The 18984-nt window shown below is 41.5% G+C and carries 16 protein-coding genes; 7 read left to right on the top strand and 9 right to left on the bottom strand.

Features of this window, described 5'->3' with window-relative positions:
- Positions 1–40: 40 nt before the first annotated feature.
- Positions 41–1051 carry a DUF5924 family protein gene (locus tag LY624_RS10215; RefSeq protein WP_062569376.1) on the top strand — a complete coding sequence of 337 codons (1011 nt, stop codon included), beginning with the start codon at positions 41–43 and terminating at the stop codon, positions 1049–1051.
- A 31-nt stretch (positions 1052–1082) separates the two neighbouring features.
- Here LY624_RS10215 and LY624_RS10210 read toward each other — a convergent pair whose 3' ends face one another.
- A complete protein-coding gene (locus LY624_RS10210; protein ID WP_341802913.1) occupies positions 1083–1577 on the bottom strand; it encodes a M48 metallopeptidase family protein in 495 nt (164 codons plus the stop codon).
- 13 nt (positions 1578–1590) lie between these two features.
- Positions 1591–2439, bottom strand: a complete 849-nt coding sequence (locus LY624_RS10205; protein WP_341802912.1) for a DUF72 domain-containing protein — start codon at positions 2437–2439, stop codon at positions 1591–1593.
- A gap of 227 nt (positions 2440–2666) precedes the next feature.
- Between LY624_RS10205 and aspS the strand changes: the two genes are divergently transcribed.
- From aspS to LY624_RS10180, 5 genes are all read left to right on the top strand, one after another.
- Positions 2667–4436: an aspartate--tRNA ligase gene (gene aspS / locus LY624_RS10200; RefSeq protein ID WP_130150157.1), complete on the top strand. Its 1770-nt coding sequence runs from the start codon at positions 2667–2669 to the stop codon at positions 4434–4436.
- A gap of 104 nt (positions 4437–4540) precedes the next feature.
- Positions 4541–4747, top strand: coding sequence for a hypothetical protein (locus tag LY624_RS10195; protein ID WP_130150156.1), 207 nt, complete (start codon positions 4541–4543; stop codon positions 4745–4747).
- Entirely contained in the window at positions 4744–5334 is a 591-nt protein-coding gene (locus LY624_RS10190; RefSeq protein WP_341802911.1) for a pentapeptide repeat-containing protein, read from the top strand. The genes LY624_RS10195 and LY624_RS10190 overlap by 4 nt, the downstream gene beginning before the upstream one ends.
- A gap of 30 nt (positions 5335–5364) precedes the next feature.
- The gene (locus LY624_RS10185) at positions 5365–5952 is read left to right on the top strand and encodes a GNAT family N-acetyltransferase (RefSeq protein WP_341802910.1); all 588 of its coding nucleotides are present in this window, start codon (positions 5365–5367) and stop codon (positions 5950–5952) included.
- Between the two features lie 28 nt (positions 5953–5980).
- Positions 5981–6691: an alpha/beta hydrolase gene (locus LY624_RS10180; RefSeq protein ID WP_445936710.1), complete on the top strand. Its 711-nt coding sequence runs from the start codon at positions 5981–5983 to the stop codon at positions 6689–6691.
- A 33-nt stretch (positions 6692–6724) separates the two neighbouring features.
- On the opposite strand, the gene LY624_RS10175 is transcribed toward LY624_RS10180, so the two are convergent.
- Positions 6725–7930 (bottom strand): bifunctional alpha/beta hydrolase/OsmC family protein, encoded by a 1206-nt coding sequence (locus LY624_RS10175; RefSeq protein ID WP_341802908.1) that lies wholly within the window; start codon positions 7928–7930, stop codon positions 6725–6727.
- 241 nt (positions 7931–8171) lie between these two features.
- Between LY624_RS10175 and LY624_RS10170 the strand changes: the two genes are divergently transcribed.
- Positions 8172–9014, top strand: a complete 843-nt coding sequence (locus LY624_RS10170; protein WP_341802907.1) for an isopenicillin N synthase family dioxygenase — start codon at positions 8172–8174, stop codon at positions 9012–9014.
- A gap of 58 nt (positions 9015–9072) precedes the next feature.
- On the opposite strand, the gene LY624_RS10165 is transcribed toward LY624_RS10170, so the two are convergent.
- The 6 genes from LY624_RS10165 to LY624_RS10140 form a co-directional block, all read right to left on the bottom strand.
- On the bottom strand, positions 9073–11133 hold the full coding sequence (locus LY624_RS10165) for a TonB-dependent receptor family protein (protein WP_341802906.1): 2061 nt from the start codon (positions 11131–11133) through the stop codon (positions 9073–9075).
- Between the two features lie 44 nt (positions 11134–11177).
- Positions 11178–12326 (bottom strand): alpha-hydroxy acid oxidase, encoded by a 1149-nt coding sequence (locus LY624_RS10160; protein ID WP_237118325.1) that lies wholly within the window; start codon positions 12324–12326, stop codon positions 11178–11180.
- Between the two features lie 16 nt (positions 12327–12342).
- Positions 12343–15639 (bottom strand): FG-GAP-like repeat-containing protein, encoded by a 3297-nt coding sequence (locus LY624_RS10155; protein ID WP_341802905.1) that lies wholly within the window; start codon positions 15637–15639, stop codon positions 12343–12345.
- Positions 15640–15642: 3 nt separating this feature from the next.
- Complete coding sequence (locus tag LY624_RS10150; RefSeq protein WP_130150148.1) at positions 15643–16104, bottom strand: hypothetical protein; 462 nt, start codon at positions 16102–16104, stop codon at positions 15643–15645.
- Positions 16105–16116: 12 nt separating this feature from the next.
- A complete protein-coding gene (locus LY624_RS10145; protein WP_130150147.1) occupies positions 16117–16776 on the bottom strand; it encodes a QcrA and Rieske domain-containing protein in 660 nt (219 codons plus the stop codon).
- An 87-nt stretch (positions 16777–16863) separates the two neighbouring features.
- Positions 16864–18651, bottom strand: a complete 1788-nt coding sequence (locus LY624_RS10140; RefSeq protein WP_130150182.1) for a PQQ-dependent dehydrogenase, methanol/ethanol family — start codon at positions 18649–18651, stop codon at positions 16864–16866.
- Positions 18652–18984: the final 333 nt, after the last annotated feature.

The following is an 18984-nucleotide window of genomic DNA, read 5'->3' as shown; positions in this document are numbered from 1 at the left end:
ATGCTTTAATCACATACTCTTAAACGGATTTTATGATTGCATGAATTACTTAAAAGACTTTATAACAAAATTTGTCATAGCAATGCAAAAGCGCCCTGGTCTTATGGCGGTGTTGGCTTTTTGCAGTGGGGTTGCAAGCTTTATATTCGTTGAGCGAAAAGAGTCATTCTCGCAAGTTATTTCTATACTTTTACTTGTAAGCTGGGTTTGGTTAATTCTAGATAACTGGTTACGGGATAAAGTTGAACAGCAATTTGGTTTGGCTGTGTCTCCCAATTTTATGCGTTTTGCATTACAGGTTGTGCAGCAAGAGAGTTTGTTTTTTGCACTGCCGTTTTTTTTAGCGGTAACAACGTGGGATCACCCTCAGGCTGCATTTACTGGTTTAATTGCACTGTGCGCATTTATCTCTGTTGTTGACCCGCTTTATTATAAAAAACTCGCTAAACACAGTGTGTTATTTACTGTTTTTCATAACTTTTCGTTATTTGTTGTAATCTCAGTTACTTTACCTATTTTATTCCAACTTACCACCAGCCAGAGCTTTGAAATTGCGCTCATTACAGCTGTTATCTTTACCATACCAAGCTTAGGTAACTTAATGCCTAATGCAAAATGGTGGCGTTTTCCATTACTTGTCTTGCTATTAGGAGCGCTCAGTGCAGGTTTATGGCAGTTACGTAGCTTTGTGCCGCCTGCGGCACTGCGCTTAACCGATATGAGCATGTCGTATCAGCTTGACGAACAAGCCCGTAAACCAATAGAGCCGATTCAAAAATTAACCGAGCATGCTTTACATCAAAAAGGTCTATATAGCTTTAGCGCTGTTAAAGCCCCGAGAGGCTTGAATGAAAAAATTTACCATGTATGGGTGCATAACCGTAAAGAGGTTGAGCGTATTCCATTAGAAATATCGGGTGGACGGGAAAAGGGCTATAGGGCGTGGAGTCATAAAACGAATTTCCCTGCAGATTCATCTGGCAAATGGATAGTTAAAGTGGTTACAGAATCAGGGCAGCTAATTGGTCAAATAAGGTTTGAAGTTGAATAAAGCGCTGCCGATTTCACTTAAACTAGGCACTCTAGTAAGGATTTTTTCCTTCACCGACTAATACGCTGAATATTCTTAAATCCAGTTCTAGTTGATGGTATTGCGGCTCCATGTGACAACATAGTTGATAAAATGCTTTGTTGTGGTCTTTCTCTTTAAAATGAGCCAGTTCATGTACGACGAGCGCTTTGAGTAAAGGCTCAGGTGCGCGAAGTAAATCGCTATTAATGGCTAGGTCGTGTTTACGGGTTTTACCTTGCATACGAAAAGTATGGGTACCTAATGCATTGGTGACCATATCGCCTTGTTTTTTGAACGCGGCACGGCCAAAAGGCAGGGCATTTTTAAGATAACGCTTTTTTAGCTCCGTGGCGTAATTGTATAAAGCTTTGTCGCTGGTAATGCTATGTGCGTCAGGGTATTTGCCCTTTAGATAGTTTGCAGCTTTGTCGCCATTAAATAGCTGTAACACTTGCTCAATAATATGGGGCGGGTAACCTTGAAAATAACGGCTGTAATCTTTCATATGCACTCTGAAATTAAAATAAACTGCTTTGGCTTGCTTCGCGTTCACCTATAAAAGGCGCAAGCACGGGGTGATTGTAACCTAAATCTTGGCAAAATTGTCTTGCTAAAAGTGGTGACTGGCGATTATCTGCGGTATGAAAAAATACATAAGGTGATTTACCTTCTTCGAGCCATTGGTTTATTTTTTTGAGCCAAGGTTGGTAATAGGATTTGTATTCGTGATCTAAGCTTGCAATAACAAAACGCACCAGTGGGTTATTGTTTGTAGCGATTGCATGCACAGGTAAATGAGGCTTTTTCTTTTGTGCATCAATCAATGCATCGTTATCGGCGGGTACAGCAAATAAAGCGCGAGTATCCATGCTGATGCGGTCTATATTATTTTCAATCAATAGCTGATTTAAACGAATTTCAGCCTCTCCTTTTTGGAAAAAGGCAGGGTGACGAACTTCTACGCCGTAATTAAGCTGTTTTGGTAACTGGGCAATAAAGTTAGTTAGTAGTGGCAGGGCATTCGGGCCAAAGGCACTGGGTAACTGCAACATAATTTGCCCTGTTTTGGCAAAAATTGGCTCAAATAAGTTTAGCCATGCATTCAGCTCACTATTTATATTAGTCAGTTGTAATTCGTGACTAAAACGCCGATGAAACTTAAAAGTAAATTTAAAGTCTTCGGGTACCGCATCATGCCAGCGTAACAATGACTCATGACTTGGGTCAGCATAAAAACTGGTGTTGCCCTCAACTGAATTAAAGCATTGCGCATACTCACTGAGCATGTCGGCGCTTTTACAGTGACTAGAGAGTAAATTTCCTTTCCATGCGGTGCTAGACCACTGCGGACAACCTAAATACAGCATTAAATCAACCAATAAATTTAAACTTTGCTTAGTGTAACAAAAGAAATGTTTGCTCAGAAGTCGGGGTGTATATTTAGCCCCTGACAGGCACTGCTGGCACTCGCATTTTGCGATGGTTTGGGTATAATGCTCTGCCTTAAATGATTACTTTGTATAGTGGCTTTTGCTCTCAAAATAGCGAACTCTTAAGAGCAGGCGGCTATAAGTCTTTAACTGACAGGAATACTATGCGCTCTATATATTGCGGACAGCTAAATAAATCTCACGTAGATCAAGAAGTTGAACTATGTGGTTGGATCAACAAACGCCGTGACCTTGGTGGCCTTATTTTCGTCGATTTACGTGACAGAGAAGGTCTAGTACAAGTGGTATTTGATCCGGAAGTAGAAGGATTAATGGATACTGCTAATAAACTACGCCAAGAGTTTTGTGTGCAGTTAAAAGGTGTTGTTCGCGCACGCCCTGATAGCCAAGTAAATAAAGACATGGCAACAGGTGAAGTTGAAATTTTAGGCACAAGCTTAACTATCATCAACCGTTCAGAGCCATTACCACTTGATTTTAATCAGCAAAACTCTGAAGAGCGCCGTTTAAAATACCGTTACCTAGATTTACGTCGTCTTGAAATGAGCGACCGTATTAAACTTCGTGCAAAAGCGAGCAGCTTTGTGCGTCGTTTCTTAGATGACAACGGTTTCTTAGACATTGAAACTCCAGTGCTGACAAAAGCAACACCAGAAGGTGCGCGTGATTACTTAGTACCTAGCCGTGTTCACAAAGGTAGCTTCTACGCTTTACCTCAGTCGCCACAGTTATTTAAACAATTATTAATGATGTCGGGTTTCGACCGTTACTATCAAATTGTTAAATGTTTCCGTGACGAAGATTTACGTGCTGACCGTCAGCCAGAATTCACACAAATCGATTTAGAGACGTCATTCATGAGCTCTGATGAAGTGCGTGCAATGACTGAGAAAATGATCCGCGAAATGTGGCAATCATTACTAGACGTTGACTTAGGCGACTTCCCAGTAATGCCTTACAGCGAAGCAATGCGTTTATATGGTTCTGATAAACCAGACCTACGTAACCCAATGCAACTTGTAGACGTTGCTGATTTAGTAAAAGACGTTGAGTTTAAAGTGTTCTCTGGTCCTGCTAATGACGAAAAAGGCCGTGTTGCGGTATTAACTGTACCAGGTGGTGCTGAGCTTTCTCGTAAACAAATCGACGATTACACTAAATTCATCGGTATCTATGGCGCGAAAGGCCTAGCATGGATGAAAGTGAACGACCGTGCTGCGGGCGTTGAAGGTGTACAATCACCAATCGCTAAGTTCTTAAACGAAGAGGTGATCAACCAGTTACTTGAGCGTACTAACGCACAATCTGGCGATATCATTTTATTCGGTGCTGACAAGCGCAACGTTGTAAACGAAGCGATGGGTGCACTACGTCTTAAGATTGGTGTTGATTTAGGTATCACTGATCTTGATAGCTGGAAACCTTTATGGGTTGTTGACTTCCCAATGTTCGAAGAAGACGATGAAGGTACACTGCATGCGGTTCACCACCCATTCACTGCACCAAAAGGTATTTCTGCCCAAGAGCTTGAAGCAAACCCAGCTGGTGCATTATCAGATGCATACGACATGGTATTAAACGGCTATGAAGTTGGTGGTGGTTCGGTACGTATTCACAATGCAGACATGCAAGAAACAGCATTTAGAATTTTAGGTATCGAAGCGCAAGAGCAACAAGACAAGTTTGGTTTCTTACTTGACGCACTTAAATACGGTACTCCACCGCACGCAGGTCTTGCGTTTGGTCTTGACCGTTTAGTTATGCTGTTATGCGGTACTGATAACATTCGTGACGTTATTGCTTTCCCTAAAACAACTCAAGCATCATGTTTATTAACAGATGCACCAAGCAAAGCAAATGCAGATGCATTAACTGAGCTTGCCATTGATGTTGTAGCGAAAGACACTGAATAATTCATAATAAACTGAATTATAAGGTTTAATGAAAACCCTAAGGTGTATGCCTTAGGGTTTTTTTGTGCTTAAATGTTTTTAAATATGTTCTTCAAGGAGTGGGCATGAGCGTAAGTGGAAGCTTCATCGGTTTTTTCATTTTGATTTTAATCCCGTTTTTTGCCGTTATTAGCTATTACTTAGGTAAACGTAAAACGACAACACCTGTAATCGTCGCCATAATCGGTGGGCTTTTAGGTTTTATGCCATTATTTGGCCTAATTTTTATTGCTGTACTGGCGCTTAAAAAAGATATTGAGACGAGCGCGTGATCAAAAGTCATTCACTTTATTTTGAACAAACCTTTGAGGTTAATTTAGCGGGACAAACGTTTTCACATTGCGAGTTTGAGCAATGTGAATTTATTGACTGTGACTTTAGCAGTAGCCAGTTTGAAAATTGCCGATTTATAGAGTGTGAGTTCAAAAACTGCAATTTAGCTGCGCTTGGGCTGAGATACACCTCACTCGAAGAGGTCAGCTTTAAACAGTGTAAATTAACCAGTGTGCGTTTTACTGATGTTGATTGGCCGCTACTTGCCAGCCGTGCTCCAGTGAGTTTTATTAGTTGTGAACTTAGCCACAGCAGCTTTTTTGAACTGAGTTTAAAGGCATTAAAAATGCGCAGCTGTTTTGCCAAAGATGTTGATTTTAGGCATGCGGATCTATCATCTGCTGATTTTACTGACACTGATTTTCGTGACAGCTTGTTTCAACAAACCAATCTCAGTAACGCTAATTTTATTGGTGCCAGCCATTTTGCCATTGATATAACTGCTAATAATATCAGCAAAGCTAAATTTGAGCGCTATGCAGCTCTGGACTTGCTCGCAGGGCTCGATATAGAGCTGGTGGACTAAGTTTTATTACTAAGAGGGTTAAGGAAGATTATGAATTTAAGTCTCATCACCTTGGAAGGTCAATTTGTTAAATTAGTGCCGTTAACAAGTGAACATCGCGATGCTTTAGTAAGCGCTGCTTCAGATGGAAAGCTTTGGGAGTTGTGGTTTACCTCGGTGCCTAATGAAGAACGTGTTGACGATTATTTAAGTATGGCATTTGAGCAACAAGCACTTGGGCGCGCATTACCATTTGCTGTCATCGATAAACACACCGATGAGGTGATAGGCTCAACTCGCTTTTGTAATATAGATAGTAAAAACCGCCGTTTAGAAATTGGCTATACCTGGTATGCCAAGCGTTTTCAGCGTACAGGGGTTAATACTGATTGTAAAAAACTGCTGCTGAGTTATGCATTTGAAACACTTAATGTGATTGCCGTTGAGTTTCGTACCCATTGGCATAACCAGGCTTCGCGCAATGCCATTGCTCGCTTAGGAGCGAAACAAGATGGGGTGCTTCGAAATCACCAAATAATGGCCGATGGATGCGTACGTGATACCGTGGTGTTTTCAATTATTGATGGTGAATGGCCTATGGTTAAACGTAGCTTAGAATTCAAATTAGAGCAGTTATAGTATGTTAAATATTAAAAAGGCGGCGCTAATGCTCGCGTTAACCCTTAGCGGGCAAACAGCTTTTGCAAATCAAACAGAGACACTGTTTGATACTGAGCGGGCACGCCATATTCCGGTGACCATTACAGCTGCCGATAGCAAATGCACGATAAAGAAAAAATGCCCCGTGGCGTTTATTGGGGCAGGCTATGGTATGGCACATACAGACTATCAATTTGCTCAGCAAGTTTTTCATCAGCATGGTTATTTAACGGTTGAAGTTGCACATGAATTAAAAGGCGATCCGAGTTTAAACCCTGAGCCACCATACATGACCACACGCATGGAAAACTGGCACCGTGGCGTGCAAACCCTTGAGTTTTTAGCCGTAGAACTTGCAAAGCATTATCCTGCGTATGACTTTAATCAGCTCACTTTATTTGGGCACTCAAATGGAGGTGATATTGCAGCATTATATGCCGCTATTTATCCTGCTAAGGTCTCTAAGCTGATCACCCTTGATCATCGTCGTATGCTGATACCTCGAAACAAACATATTGCAGTGCTTACGCTACGTGGTAGCGATTACCCAGCGGATGATAGGGTGTTATTAACTGATGAGGAGCTAGTTGTGTATCCTGTAACGCAAACTGTAATTCCTAATTCTCGCCATAACGACATGTATGATGGCGGGCCGAAATGGTTAGTTGAAGAGATGACAAAGCAACTGACGCTTTTCTTAGAAAAAACAGTTAAGTAGAGTTAGCGCGTTATTTTTTAACGCGCTAACAGGTTATTTATTCACGAGTTCACTAATCACTAATGGATTGTTATGAAGGGTTTTATGCACAGGGCACTTATCTGCTATTTCGAGCAAACGCTGTCGTTGTTCATCCGTAAGGTCACCTACTAGTGTAATCTTACGCGTGATTGCTTCTAGCTTATTGTTGTGTTCACAATCATCGCAATCTTGGTGGTAGTCACGTGTATGATTGAGCTCAACTTTAATATGTTCTAACGGTAAGTTTTTGCGACTAGCGTACATTCTAAGAGTCATTGATGTGCAAGCGCCAAGGCCTGCAATTAAGTGGTGGTAAGGGTCGGGTCCTAAGTTACTACCCCCTACCTTTAATGGTTCATCAGCAAGCCAAGTATGATCTTTTGTACTGACATATTGGGTAAAAACGTGATCTTTTTCTTCAACAAGTACACTCCCATTCAATAATTGAGCCGTGTAACTTTCTTTTTCATAATCAATATAACGCGTTGCCCATGATGCGATTACCCCTGCAGCATAATCAGCATCCACTTTGTTGCTGAGTAGGTGGTCGGCGTCATCTAAACTTATAAAGCTTTTAGGATGTTTCGCTGAGGCGTAAATTTTTTCTGCCTCGCTAATATCAACGGTTGTATCGATAGGGGAGTGCATCACTAATAAAGCACGTTTTAATTTACTGATATGGCTTCGATCATACTGTGCTATGTCATCCAAAAATTGCTTTTTAATGGTAAATTCACGACCTGCCAAGTTTACTTTTGCTTTTCTTTGGCTGTTAATTTCATCTATTTGGGCTGCAAAGTTATGACTTACATGCTGAGCATCCGATGGCGCACCAATAGTCACAATGGCTTGTACTTCATTAATTTTATCAGCGGCTGCAAGCACTGCAGCACCTCCCAAGCTATGGCCAATGAGTAACTGTGGTGCTTTAAAGTTTTCACGTAAATGCTCTGCGGCGGCGATCAAGTCTTGGATGTTGGAGGAGAAATTGCTGTTAGCAAAATCACCATCGCTATTACCTAAACCGGTAAAGTCAAAACGTAACACGGCAATACCTTGTTGAACTAGTGCGCGGCTTATTCTGGTTGCAGCTGCTATATCTTTTCCACATGTAAAGCAGTGAGCAAATAGAGCGTAAAACTTTACATCGTTTGCAGGGTACTCAAGTTGTCCTGCAAGTGTTAGCTCACCGCTTTGAAATGTTATTTTTTTGCGCATGATATAAACCCTACCTTTATTTAATATTTAAGAATAGACCCGTTGAACTTGTTTTTACTTTTGAACTTTTCCTTAAATTTTTGAAGTGGTTGATCTGTATCAAAACTAAGGCGTTAACAAAACAGGAGCGGACATAAGTCCTTATGTTTTTACTTGTGTTTCTCTATCCTCGCGAAGCGCTATAATGAAGAAATGCTAAGCTTAGCACAGACTTCTAGAACCTTATTCACTGGAAAAGACAATGCAACATTTACCTACCGTTGATTATAAAGCGAGCGATGCGGCCGCTCAATTTGTTGAGTCACTAAGAAACACAGGTTTCGGTGTATTAAAAAATCACCCAATCCCTCAGTCATTAGTTGAGTCTATTTACAAAAATTGGCAAGAATTCTTTAATTCTGAGCAAAAGCACGAGTTTTTATTTTCAAAAGAAACACAAGATGGTTATTTCCCACCATCAGTGTCAGAAGTTGCAAAAGGCTTTACCGTTAAAGATATTAAAGAGTATTACCACGTTTATCCAAAAGGCCGTGTTCCAGCACAGTTAGAAGAAGAAATCCGTGAGTACTACCGTTTAGCTAATGAGTTTGCAGCTACATTATTAAGCTGGGTTCAAGCTGAAGCACCAGAAGATGTGCGCGCTAAGTTCTCTATCGACCTTAAAGATATGATTGCTAACTCTGAGCAAACACTTTTGCGTATTCTTCACTACCCACCAATGACAGGTGATGAAGAGCCAGGCGCAATTCGTGCTGCGGCACACGGTGACATCAACTTATTAACTGTTTTACCTGCGGCCAATGAGCCAGGTTTACAAGTACAAAAAACAGATGGTGGTTGGTTAGACGTACCATGTGATTTTGGTAACTTGATCATCAATATTGGTGACATGCTAGAAGAAGCGTCAGGTGGTTACTTCCCATCAACGATTCACCGCGTAATCAACCCAACAGGTAAAGCATCTACGAAATCACGTATTTCGTTACCATTGTTCTTACACCCGCGCCCTGATGTTGTACTTTCTGAGCGCTACACTGCTGACAGCTACTTACAAGAGCGCTTACGTGAGCTAGGCGTAAAGTAATTGTTTAAATTTAAAAAGGTGGATTAAATAATCCGCCTTTTTATTAAATGAGGCCGTTTTAGAATTTTGCGCTCAGACCAAAATATAGATTACGTTCAGGTGCTGGCTCAAAGTAACCGCGTTGGCTCACATCTCTATTAGCATTTGCGTTAATACGTACATTTGCAAAATAATCTTTTGAGAATAAGTTACGTATCCCCGCTTTTATCGATACAGAAGGTGATAGCGAGTAGGAAGCGCGTGTGTTAAATAGCCAATTTTGTTTTATTTGTGTGTCGTTACTATTTTCGGCATAGAACCGACCGGTATAACTCGACTCAAGTTCAATTCGCCATTTATTATACTGCCAGTTAATTTGACTGACCCACTGTTGCCTTGGTAAGCCAGGCATACGATTTCCGTTTACATTATCACCGCTTAGTGGAGTGAAGTTATCGAATTGATAGCGAGCCAATGTCAGCGCATTTCGCCATTGCCATTGTTCATTGAGTTGCCACTCAAAAGCTAACTCAAGGCCTTTTCGGTCAGTTTTGCCAGCATTTTCAAAAAATCTGAGACCGTCAATTTCATAGGGAATTATTTCATCGGTCACTTTGGTTGCAAACAAAGTGATGTCGTATTGAATGTCACTCAACTCACCTCGAATACCTAACTCACGGCTTAAAGAATCTTGAGGTTTTAAAAATGGGTTAAAGCCTGCCCCTTGTGGGTTGGCAAACTCTGTAAAGGTTGGTGATTCATAAGAGGTGGCTAAATTAGCATACCATTGATGCCTTAAACCCAGCCGGTAGCTAAGCCCTAAATTGCCATTCCACTCATGATAGTTACGTTGACCTGAACCAACTCCACTTTGCGCTAAGTGAGCGTCAATTGACATTTTTAAATCATCATAGCGTACCCCAGTGGTTAAAATTACGGCGTCGTTAAGGTGCCAATCTACAATACTAAAGGCACTCATTGACCTTGCTTCTTGCAGCTCATCAACCGTTTGCCTTGTTATTTCAGCGTTAGGGGAGACGCTAAAACGTTGTCGGTCATCCTCTTGCTTACGTATTTCAATACCCGATGTATGGCGAATCGGTCGTTTATTTGCTCGTAAGTCTTGGGTTATTTCAAAACTACTTCCATAAAACCAGCGATCGTAGGCAATTAAACTACTGCCAGGAAATGGCAGTTGTTGTTCAAAATCGCGATGGGTTGCAAATAGATTAATCATCCACTGGGTATTTTCGAACGAACTATCTCGTAAAGTTAAACCTAGGGTTTGTTGCTCGACCTGCTGTCCGCTGTCTAATCGTTTAGCCATAAAAGTGGCTTGACGTCGATCTTCATTAACTTGGGTTCTTGTTAGCCCGCCTGGGTCTTCGGATGTTGGCATATCCATGAGTGAAGTGATTACAGTGAGTGTTTTACTGTCGTTAATATTCCAAATAAACTTACCGCGCAAAGTGGTTTTTTCAACCTGACTTTGCTCTCGATAGCCATTAAAGTTGAGATGGCTTGCACTGATATAGGCACTGCCAGTGTTGTTGCTGGTTCCTGCTTGTGCGTTTAACTTATATAAGTCATCACTACCGATATCAAGGTTTAGAGTGACACCTTTGAATGTTTCGCCATTTTTTGTACTGATATTAATTGCCCCTCCTGCGCCGTTACCGTATTGGACGGTTGCTGCGCCGCGAGTCACATGTAATTGGTCTATACCGTTAAGTTCAATATCATCTACTTGAGTTTGCCCATCGGGTAAAGTGTAGGGGATATTATCTACTTGTAATTGCATTCCTCTTACACCGAACGGTGCGCGAGAACCAAAGCCACGAATAGAAATACGTAGATTTTGCGCAAAATTATAGCGGTTTTGAAAGTACACACCAGGCACAAATTGCAGAGCTTCATCCAACTGTAAAGCTTCTTGTAGTTGAAATTCACGTTGCCCATCAACAAGTGTGACAGCTGCGGGAGTGTTGTAAAGCTCCCTTGGTAATCGTGACGCGGTGACATCAATAATTTCCAATGGCAGGGTGTGTGGTTGATTAGCTGCAAAAGCATCGACGGGTATTGACCAAGCGCAGATTATCGCTGATAAATACAAAGGTATTTTTTTATAATTAAGGGCCATGGTTGACCTCCTTTGTGTAAATCTTGTTGTATTTGGGTGTTTTATTAGCGTCGAAATTTAACGTGATGTCGTTGTAATTGACTGATGTTGGTGCAGCCCATGAGTTTCATATCTCGCTCAATTTCACTTTGCATCAAACCAAGTACTCGCTCAACGCCAGGTTGGCCTGCAGCTGCAAGTGCATAAAGATACATTCGACCAATCCCAACCGCTTTTGCGCCAATCGACAACGCTTTGAGTACGTGTGAGCCCCGTTGTACGCCGCTGTCAAATAACACATCAATGTCATTGCCAACCGCATCTACAATCTCAGCTAGTTGATCAAACGAGCTGCGTGAGCCATCTAATTGTCGCCCGCCATGATTTGATACCACAATACCCGTGCAGCCTATTTCAACAGCGCGCTTAGCATCTTCGACGCTGATAATACCTTTAAGGCAAAATTGACCATTCCAATACTTGACCATATCTGCGACATCTTGCCAGTTCATTGAAGGGTCTAGCATATTGGTAAAGTAGTCACCGATGGAAGAGCTATTTCCTTTCATATCTATGTGCTCTTGTAGTTGCGGGAGCGAAAACTTTTCATGCAGTAAATAGTTTATGGCCCAGTTCGGCTTACGAATAAACTCCCACATACCAGACATAGTTAACCTGAAAGGAATTGAAAACCCTGTGCGTAAATCTCGCTCTCTATTTCCACCTGTAATTGAGTCAACAGTCAACATCATGACTTCAACACCACAGGCTTTTGCACGGTCCATCATTGCTTTGTTTAAATCGCGATTTTTATGAAAATAAAACTGATAAACTTGAGGAATATCAAAATCTTTTGCTATTTTCTCCATTGATACGGTGCCGAGGGATGACACGCCAAATAGGGTGCCAAATTTTTCAGCAGCACCCGCTACAGCATGTTCGCCTTGGTGATGAAATAAGCGTTGCAAAGCTGTTGGAGAACAATAAATAGGTAGTTTAAGTTTTTGCCCCATAACTTCGGTGCTAAGGTCAACGTGCTGAACACCTCTGAGTACATTGGGCACTAAATCACATTGATTAAATGCTTCAGTGTTGCGTCGCATGGTTACTTCATCATCGGCACCCCCCGCAATATAGTTATAAATAGGGCTAGGTAGGCGTTGTTTAGCGAGTTTTTCAAAATCATGATAGTTAACACATTGGTTTAAATTCATATTTATCAATTCCTTTTTATTTTCGATACTTTTTAAGGTTAGCTGTTAAGTCGGTAGTGATATAAATAAATTGATTGGCAGGTACATTTGTAAAAGTACTTACTGTGTTTGTTTTATCAGGCCATACAATTTTGATCGTGTCAGCTTGCGAGGCCTGTCCTAAACCAAAGTGCAGGGTGGAAGGGGCGCCACTTAGAAAGCTTCCGCCTGCTTGAACTTCCTGTAATTGAGTTGTTTCGCCAACAGTAACGTACACTTTAGCGCCTAGTGCGCGCGTATTTTTTGTTGTATCGCGCAAGCTAATGGAAAGGTAACTGTTTTTACTTTCATCATTATGTCGATTTTTATAGAGCAGAGGAGCCTGTTGATGATTACTTATTACAATATCGATATCGCCATCCCGATCATAGTCGACACACGCAACGCCTCGGCCAGAGAGTTGATCGCCAACCCCCCAAAGCTTACTTTGTTCTGTAAAGGTGCCATCTTGATTTGAAATGAATAAGCGGCTGTGTGTTTTTTCAAACTCAGCCATAGCGAGTTTTAGTTTTTGATAAGCGCGAGGGTTAGCAAAGCGTTTGCTTAGCTGTTTGGGCAGATCAAAACCATTAACATGAAATAGGTCTAGCCAGCCATCGTTGTTAAAATCGGCAAAGCATGCTCCCCAAGCCCATAACCCTTTGTCTACACCCGCTTGTTCAGTGATATCTATAAACTGATTGTTTTGGTTTCTATATAGACGATTACCTATCACTCCCCAGCTACCTTCAGGCTGACCATTTGGATCCCAAATACTGCTTACAAACCAGTCTAATGAGCCATTGTTATCAAAATCAGCTATGGCTGCGCCCATTCCATTTTGATCATGAATAGTGTGTTCATGCGTCACTTTTTCAAACCGCCCATTTTGCAGGTTTTTATAGACTTGGCTGGTTTCAAAGTCCGCAGTAAATAATAAATCTAGCCAACCATCATTATTAAAATCCGAAAAATTAGAGGTAAAAGTAAAGTCGGTGCTTCCTATTAAATCAAGCAAACCCGCTGTCTCATCTTGCGCTTGAAATGTCAGCGTATTTACTTGGCTTGTGTTTTCCCATAAGTGATTAGGAAGCTGGCCACCAAGGCCAGGCCCACGCCAATGGTTGGTTAGCATATCGACATCCCCGTCTTTATCATAGTCGGCAAAAGCGAAAGACCAGCTAGTAAGCTGGGTATTCAAACCAATATCATGACTTACAATAAAGCCGTGTTGCTGCTCATTAAGATAGAGAGTGGGGCTTTGATGGTGAGGGTGTTTGTTTACTTGACTGTTAACGGAAGGTAGATGAGGGTGAAGCAAGTTTGAGGTGAAAATATCTAAATCACCATCGCCATCAATGTCCACCATCGCTGCGCCATTGGATAGCTCCTTTTTGGTAATACCCCAAGAGCGAGTAATATCTGAAAAATGCCCATTACGCTGATTTTGATATAGTTTATCAGGGGCACCGTCACCCGTAGGAAAGAAGATGTCAGGCCAGCAGTCACCATCTATGTCACCCATAGCAACGCCGCCACTAAAAATTAGCCGCTGCGCTGATGATAGGGTGTAGTTTTGCCAAGTTATATGGTGTTGATGACTTATGCCAGCATCTAGTGATACTTCATCAAAACGTTTTGCAGCGCTCGTGTTTTGTGGTGGGATTGAAGTACGGGATTTACAGCCAAATTCCATATCACTTAATAATAACGCCGGCTTAATATTCGCGTTGTCGAATGACATTTGCGGTAAATTACTTTCTGTGTGAGATATTCTGCTTATTGGCTGAGGCGGTGCTGTAAAAGGTTTAAACCGTGCGTTTAAACGGTGTATATCTGGCGCTTTATCCGTTTCAGTGGGGACCCATTTAGACATACACTCTCGACTATTGATGCAAGGGTCGGTGAGGCTATTTAAAAAGGCAATTAAATCAAAGAGCTGAGCATCAGATATGGTAATGCCTGATGCCAGTAAGCTGACCCCTTTTTGTTGTTCATTTTGTAATTGCTCTAGTGCACGTTGAGAATTGAGTTTGCTATTTGATAATAAGCTCGCGACGTAACTTAGTTGTGGGTTGTCGGCAAAGCTGTAATCAAAATTCTGCAACGACTTGGCAGGATCAAGGTGGTGCTTAATGACCGACTCTAAATTTATAAACGCACCAGAGTGAGTGTAGGGTGCTGTTGCTGCAACATTTAACAGAGATGGTGTTCTAAATTTATAACGATCGTTGTCTTTTTGTGTAACCCCTCGCCGACCGTAGTCCTCACCACTTGGCTGTTTGCCGCGACCGACCTGTACCGCAGCAATATTGTGAAATTTCTCGTCAGAAAAAATAGGGGGCGTATGACATTCTATACAGCCAGCACCACCTTGTTTAGCTGACTTCAAGAATAACTGTGCCCCCCGTTTTTGGCTGGGAGTCATTGCATCACTCTCTCCGTTAAGGTAATTAAACCATGGAGTGTTAATTAATAGTTGGGTTGATTGGTAGTAAGAAATTGCGGTTGCAATATTCTCAAAGGTAAAAAGCTGTTCTGGTGCGGCATGTAAATCATTAAAGGCATTGCGAAATAGCTTAAGCCATTGTTGGTTTTTATCGTGTTGCTGTAAGCGTTTTGTTAATTTGTGTCGGGTGTCTTCATTGGTGCTGGCAGCTGCGAATGTATAGCCTCGCATTTCATCACTTGAAACAACAGGAAAACGAGCTTGTGTTGCAAGTAAGTTTTTTCCTGCTAACTGATCTCCTTGCCATAAATTACTGTCAGGGGTGCGGTGTGGTAGGGGGGTATCCGCTTTGTTAGTATCATTTTCAAGTACAAAAATACGGCCATCATAGAACATGGCTTCTTTGTACAAAGAAGCATTAATAATTGTTTGTGAATGCCGTGCTACATTCGGGGCGCCATCTGCTTTTGGATCTGCTGAGCGTTGCCAGTCATGCCAGCGGCCAGGGCCAATTATATCCTCATCATAGGGAGCTTCACCTATGGGTAAGCTAAGGCTGTCACCACCTGCTAGAAATGGGTGGTGACAGCTTGCACAGGCTACATCTTGATTGCCACTCAACGCTTTGCTAAAAAATAGCTCCATGCCTAGTGTAAACATGGGAGTATTTAAATGAGGAGCGGTGACGTCAATTGTTAACTTATAACTATCATTTAGGGTGTTTAGCAGTTGCTTAAGTGCTTGTTCTTCTTCATTGTCTTTGTTACTAGCCGCTGAGTAATTAAACAAACAAGCTGCTGCTAAAGCGCTTAGCGTGAAAGCAAGATAATAACGTGTGTCTTTCATTGCTTACTCGCTTTGCATCGCAAGATCAGTACAGCTATTGCTACTGAAAAGTGCATTGTTAGCAAGACGTATTTTTAGGCTTTTAGGTGTTGCTTGTATGTGATTTATTTTAACTTCACCTTGATAAATGCTTTTTGTTTCACCTACTTCTGTGCCAATATTCCTACAATTAGGGCTGTAATAAGCGCTATAGTGGGGTGTTTGCAATTGTTTGTTTTCAAATACTGTTATTACACCTGTGCCACACTCAGCCATGGCATAAATATCGTCACCTTCAGAATAAACAAGCGTGCGCTCTTTTTGTTGATCCCTTATCCAATGGATATGTTTATCTGGTGTAAGGATATAAAAGCCTTCTTGGCAGCTCACACCTGTTATAGGTTTAGCCGCACTAAGCGCTTTCATGGGCATTAAAATAATGATGATTAGGGTTATTAAATTGAGTAAACCTTTTTGAATATTCATGATGCTTCTCCATTATTTGGGTCTTTTGCCAAAACCAATCCAGCTATTAAATGTATTGGTTAGGATAATTTCATCGGCTTCAATTTTTAGCCCAATTGCAGGTAACCCGCGTGTAGCAGGACCAGACACAACGACGCCGCTATCTTTAGGATTAAAAACAGATTGGTGACAAGGGCACATGTAGTTTTTTTCATCAGCCATCCAACCGGTGACAGGGCAACCGGCATGTGTACAAATTGCTGAATAAGCGATAACACCTTGGTCTGAACGTTTTTTTGTTTCTGCTGAGAGTAATTCACTGGGTAACTTTTGAAGCAGTATTTGGTTGTAGCGAGAGCCATCTTTAACCACATTATTCTCAACATCAAAAGGAACAACCAGCAGAGGTTTATCTAATTCTTTTAAATCCGACAGCTTAATAATCTGCCCACGTTTTGATTTTTGGAAATACGTGAGTCGATCTCCTGCTTGAGGAGGACGTCGTTCAGGCTTAGTGGTTGCATTTACCCCAGAGCTTAAAGGAAGATTCATTATTGGGATTGCGATAGCGAGATATTTTACAAAATCACGACGAAAATAATTGTCAGGGTGGTTTTGAGCTACATCGTCGTCGTTAATTTTTTGTGAGCATGGCAAATCGATGATTTTCTTTGAAGATGCATTTTGTGTCATAAGATACCTTTATTTTTATAAGATTAGCGTCTTTGTTATTAATACGTGAAAGCGAAAAGCACGCGTGCTTTTCGCTTAGTTGGTAAATTAATTAGGTAAAGCGAATACCCAAATCACGCCACCTTCAGGTACATCAGCAATCCACTCGCCTGATTTATCTTTTTCTGCCAGCACGCTATTTGTCCAATGTGCATCCACACCGTAACCTGCGGTAATGGCAATGTATTGTTTACCGTCGACTTCATAGCTCACTGGTGGGGCAATAGCTGTCGAGTTAAGAGGGAACTCCCACAACACATCGCCAGTTTGCGAATCAAACGCGCGTAAAATACGATCGTTAGTACCTGCGTTAAATACAATGCCACCAGCAGTGGATAGCACAGAGCCCCAATTCATGGTTTTACCAAAGTCATGTTGCCAAACTTTTTTACGTGTATTGATATTCCACGCTTGCAGTTGACCTACTCCTTTTTTAGGATTGTCTAGGTAAACATCTAGATCGGGTATGTCGATACCAGCCCAGAACTGTCCTGAAGCAGGCTCGACATCATCTTGAAATTTACCAATAAAAGAATTACAAAGATTGTTGTTGGCAGGAACATAGATGATGCCTGTTTCGGGGTTATAGGCTTCATATGGCCAGTTTTTACCGCCCCATAGACTTGGGCAATAATCAACGCGTTTGCCTGTTACAGGCACATGTTTGTAATCATAAGTAGGACGTCCAGTTTCTTTATCTAATGATTTAAATGCGTTATTTTTTACAAACGGCTGTCCTTCGACATAGCTAATTTTTCCCTCGTTGCTACGCTCTAGCCAATATAAATAACCATTTCGCTGGGGAGAGACTAAGCCTTTAACCGTCTTATTACCCTTTTTGAAATTAACGAGCATAGGCGCATTCATGGCTGCCCAATCCCACGAATCATTGTGATGATATTGGAAATGACCAACAATTTTGCCACTGTCGGGGTTCATAGCAATGGAGGAGGCAACGTATAAATTGTCCCCTGGGCGTTGATCACCTAACCAAGGTGAACCGTTACCCACTCCCCAATAAAGTACATCCGCTTCTGGATCATAGTTACCAGGCATCCACATGCTGCCACCACCATACTTCCATGCATCTGGGCGCTTACCTTCTTTTTTCCACGTTTCGTGTCCTGCCTCTCCAGGGCCTGGTACACTGTATGTGCGCCAGGCTTGTTTACATGTTTTAGCGTCCATTGCTTCCAAAAAACCACGGACACCATATTCACCACCCGAGGGGCCCACAAGAATCTTGCCCTTTACAGGTGTAGGTGCAGAGGTGATATATGCACCTGTACTCCAGTCGCCGATTTGTGCTTGGCAAACTCGCTCACCGGTTTTTGCATCAAGGGCATTTAACGTGCCATCAAGTCCTGCTACGTAAACCTTATCATCCCACAGAGCGATGCCGCGGCTAGTATTGTGCATAACTGATAAATCATAAGGGTTGTCGTGCGTATAGCGCCAAAAAACTTGCCCTGTTTTAGCGTCTAACGCAATTACATGATTGTAAGGCGTAGAAACAAACATAACGCCATTGTTTACTTGGGCAGGGGCTTCGTGACCAGAATCTAAGTTTGTTGAGTACGTCCATACTGGCTTTAAAGACTTAACATTCTTTTTGTTTATTTGCGTCAGCTTGCTATACATCCATCCTTCGTAATTGCCTTTGGGTAGTAGCCAGTCTTTTGGGTCTGCTTCATTCAGCCTTTTTTGCGTAACTGGTTTATAGTTTTTAATTTCTTTTGTGAGCTTAGTTAAACTGGCCGCTGATGCGTGTGTGTTGATCAACATCCCAGTGAATATTAAACAGCAATTTAGGTAAGCCAGATTCAAATTTGTCATTTTTTTCATTGTAACCTCTGAAGGTGTTTTAGTTTGAATGACCTTAGTACCAAATTATATGCCAACAGTTTTTAGTAATTTCAAGGTCGGTAACTATTTGATATTTAGTTGATATTTTTCTTTTGGTGGTTATTGAATGTATTTTTTCGTACGAAAAGAGAAACAGGTGTCGCAACTTAAATGCAACAATGAGACACCTATATGCAGAATAATTTATAGCTTGAAGAGAGGATGCTAAGAGTTTGACACTTGTCTCAAAAATAAATCAATGTGAGCGGCTTTTTTAACCGAGAGATATGTTTTTGTATTGCAAAATTATCATGAATCAAAATT

This window comes from Pseudoalteromonas sp. N1230-9 (assembly GCF_032716425.1).
GTDB lineage: Bacteria > Pseudomonadota > Gammaproteobacteria > Enterobacterales > Alteromonadaceae > Pseudoalteromonas.
The sequence above is the reverse complement of the archived record's forward strand: the minus strand, read 5'-3'. Positions and strand labels throughout refer to the sequence as shown.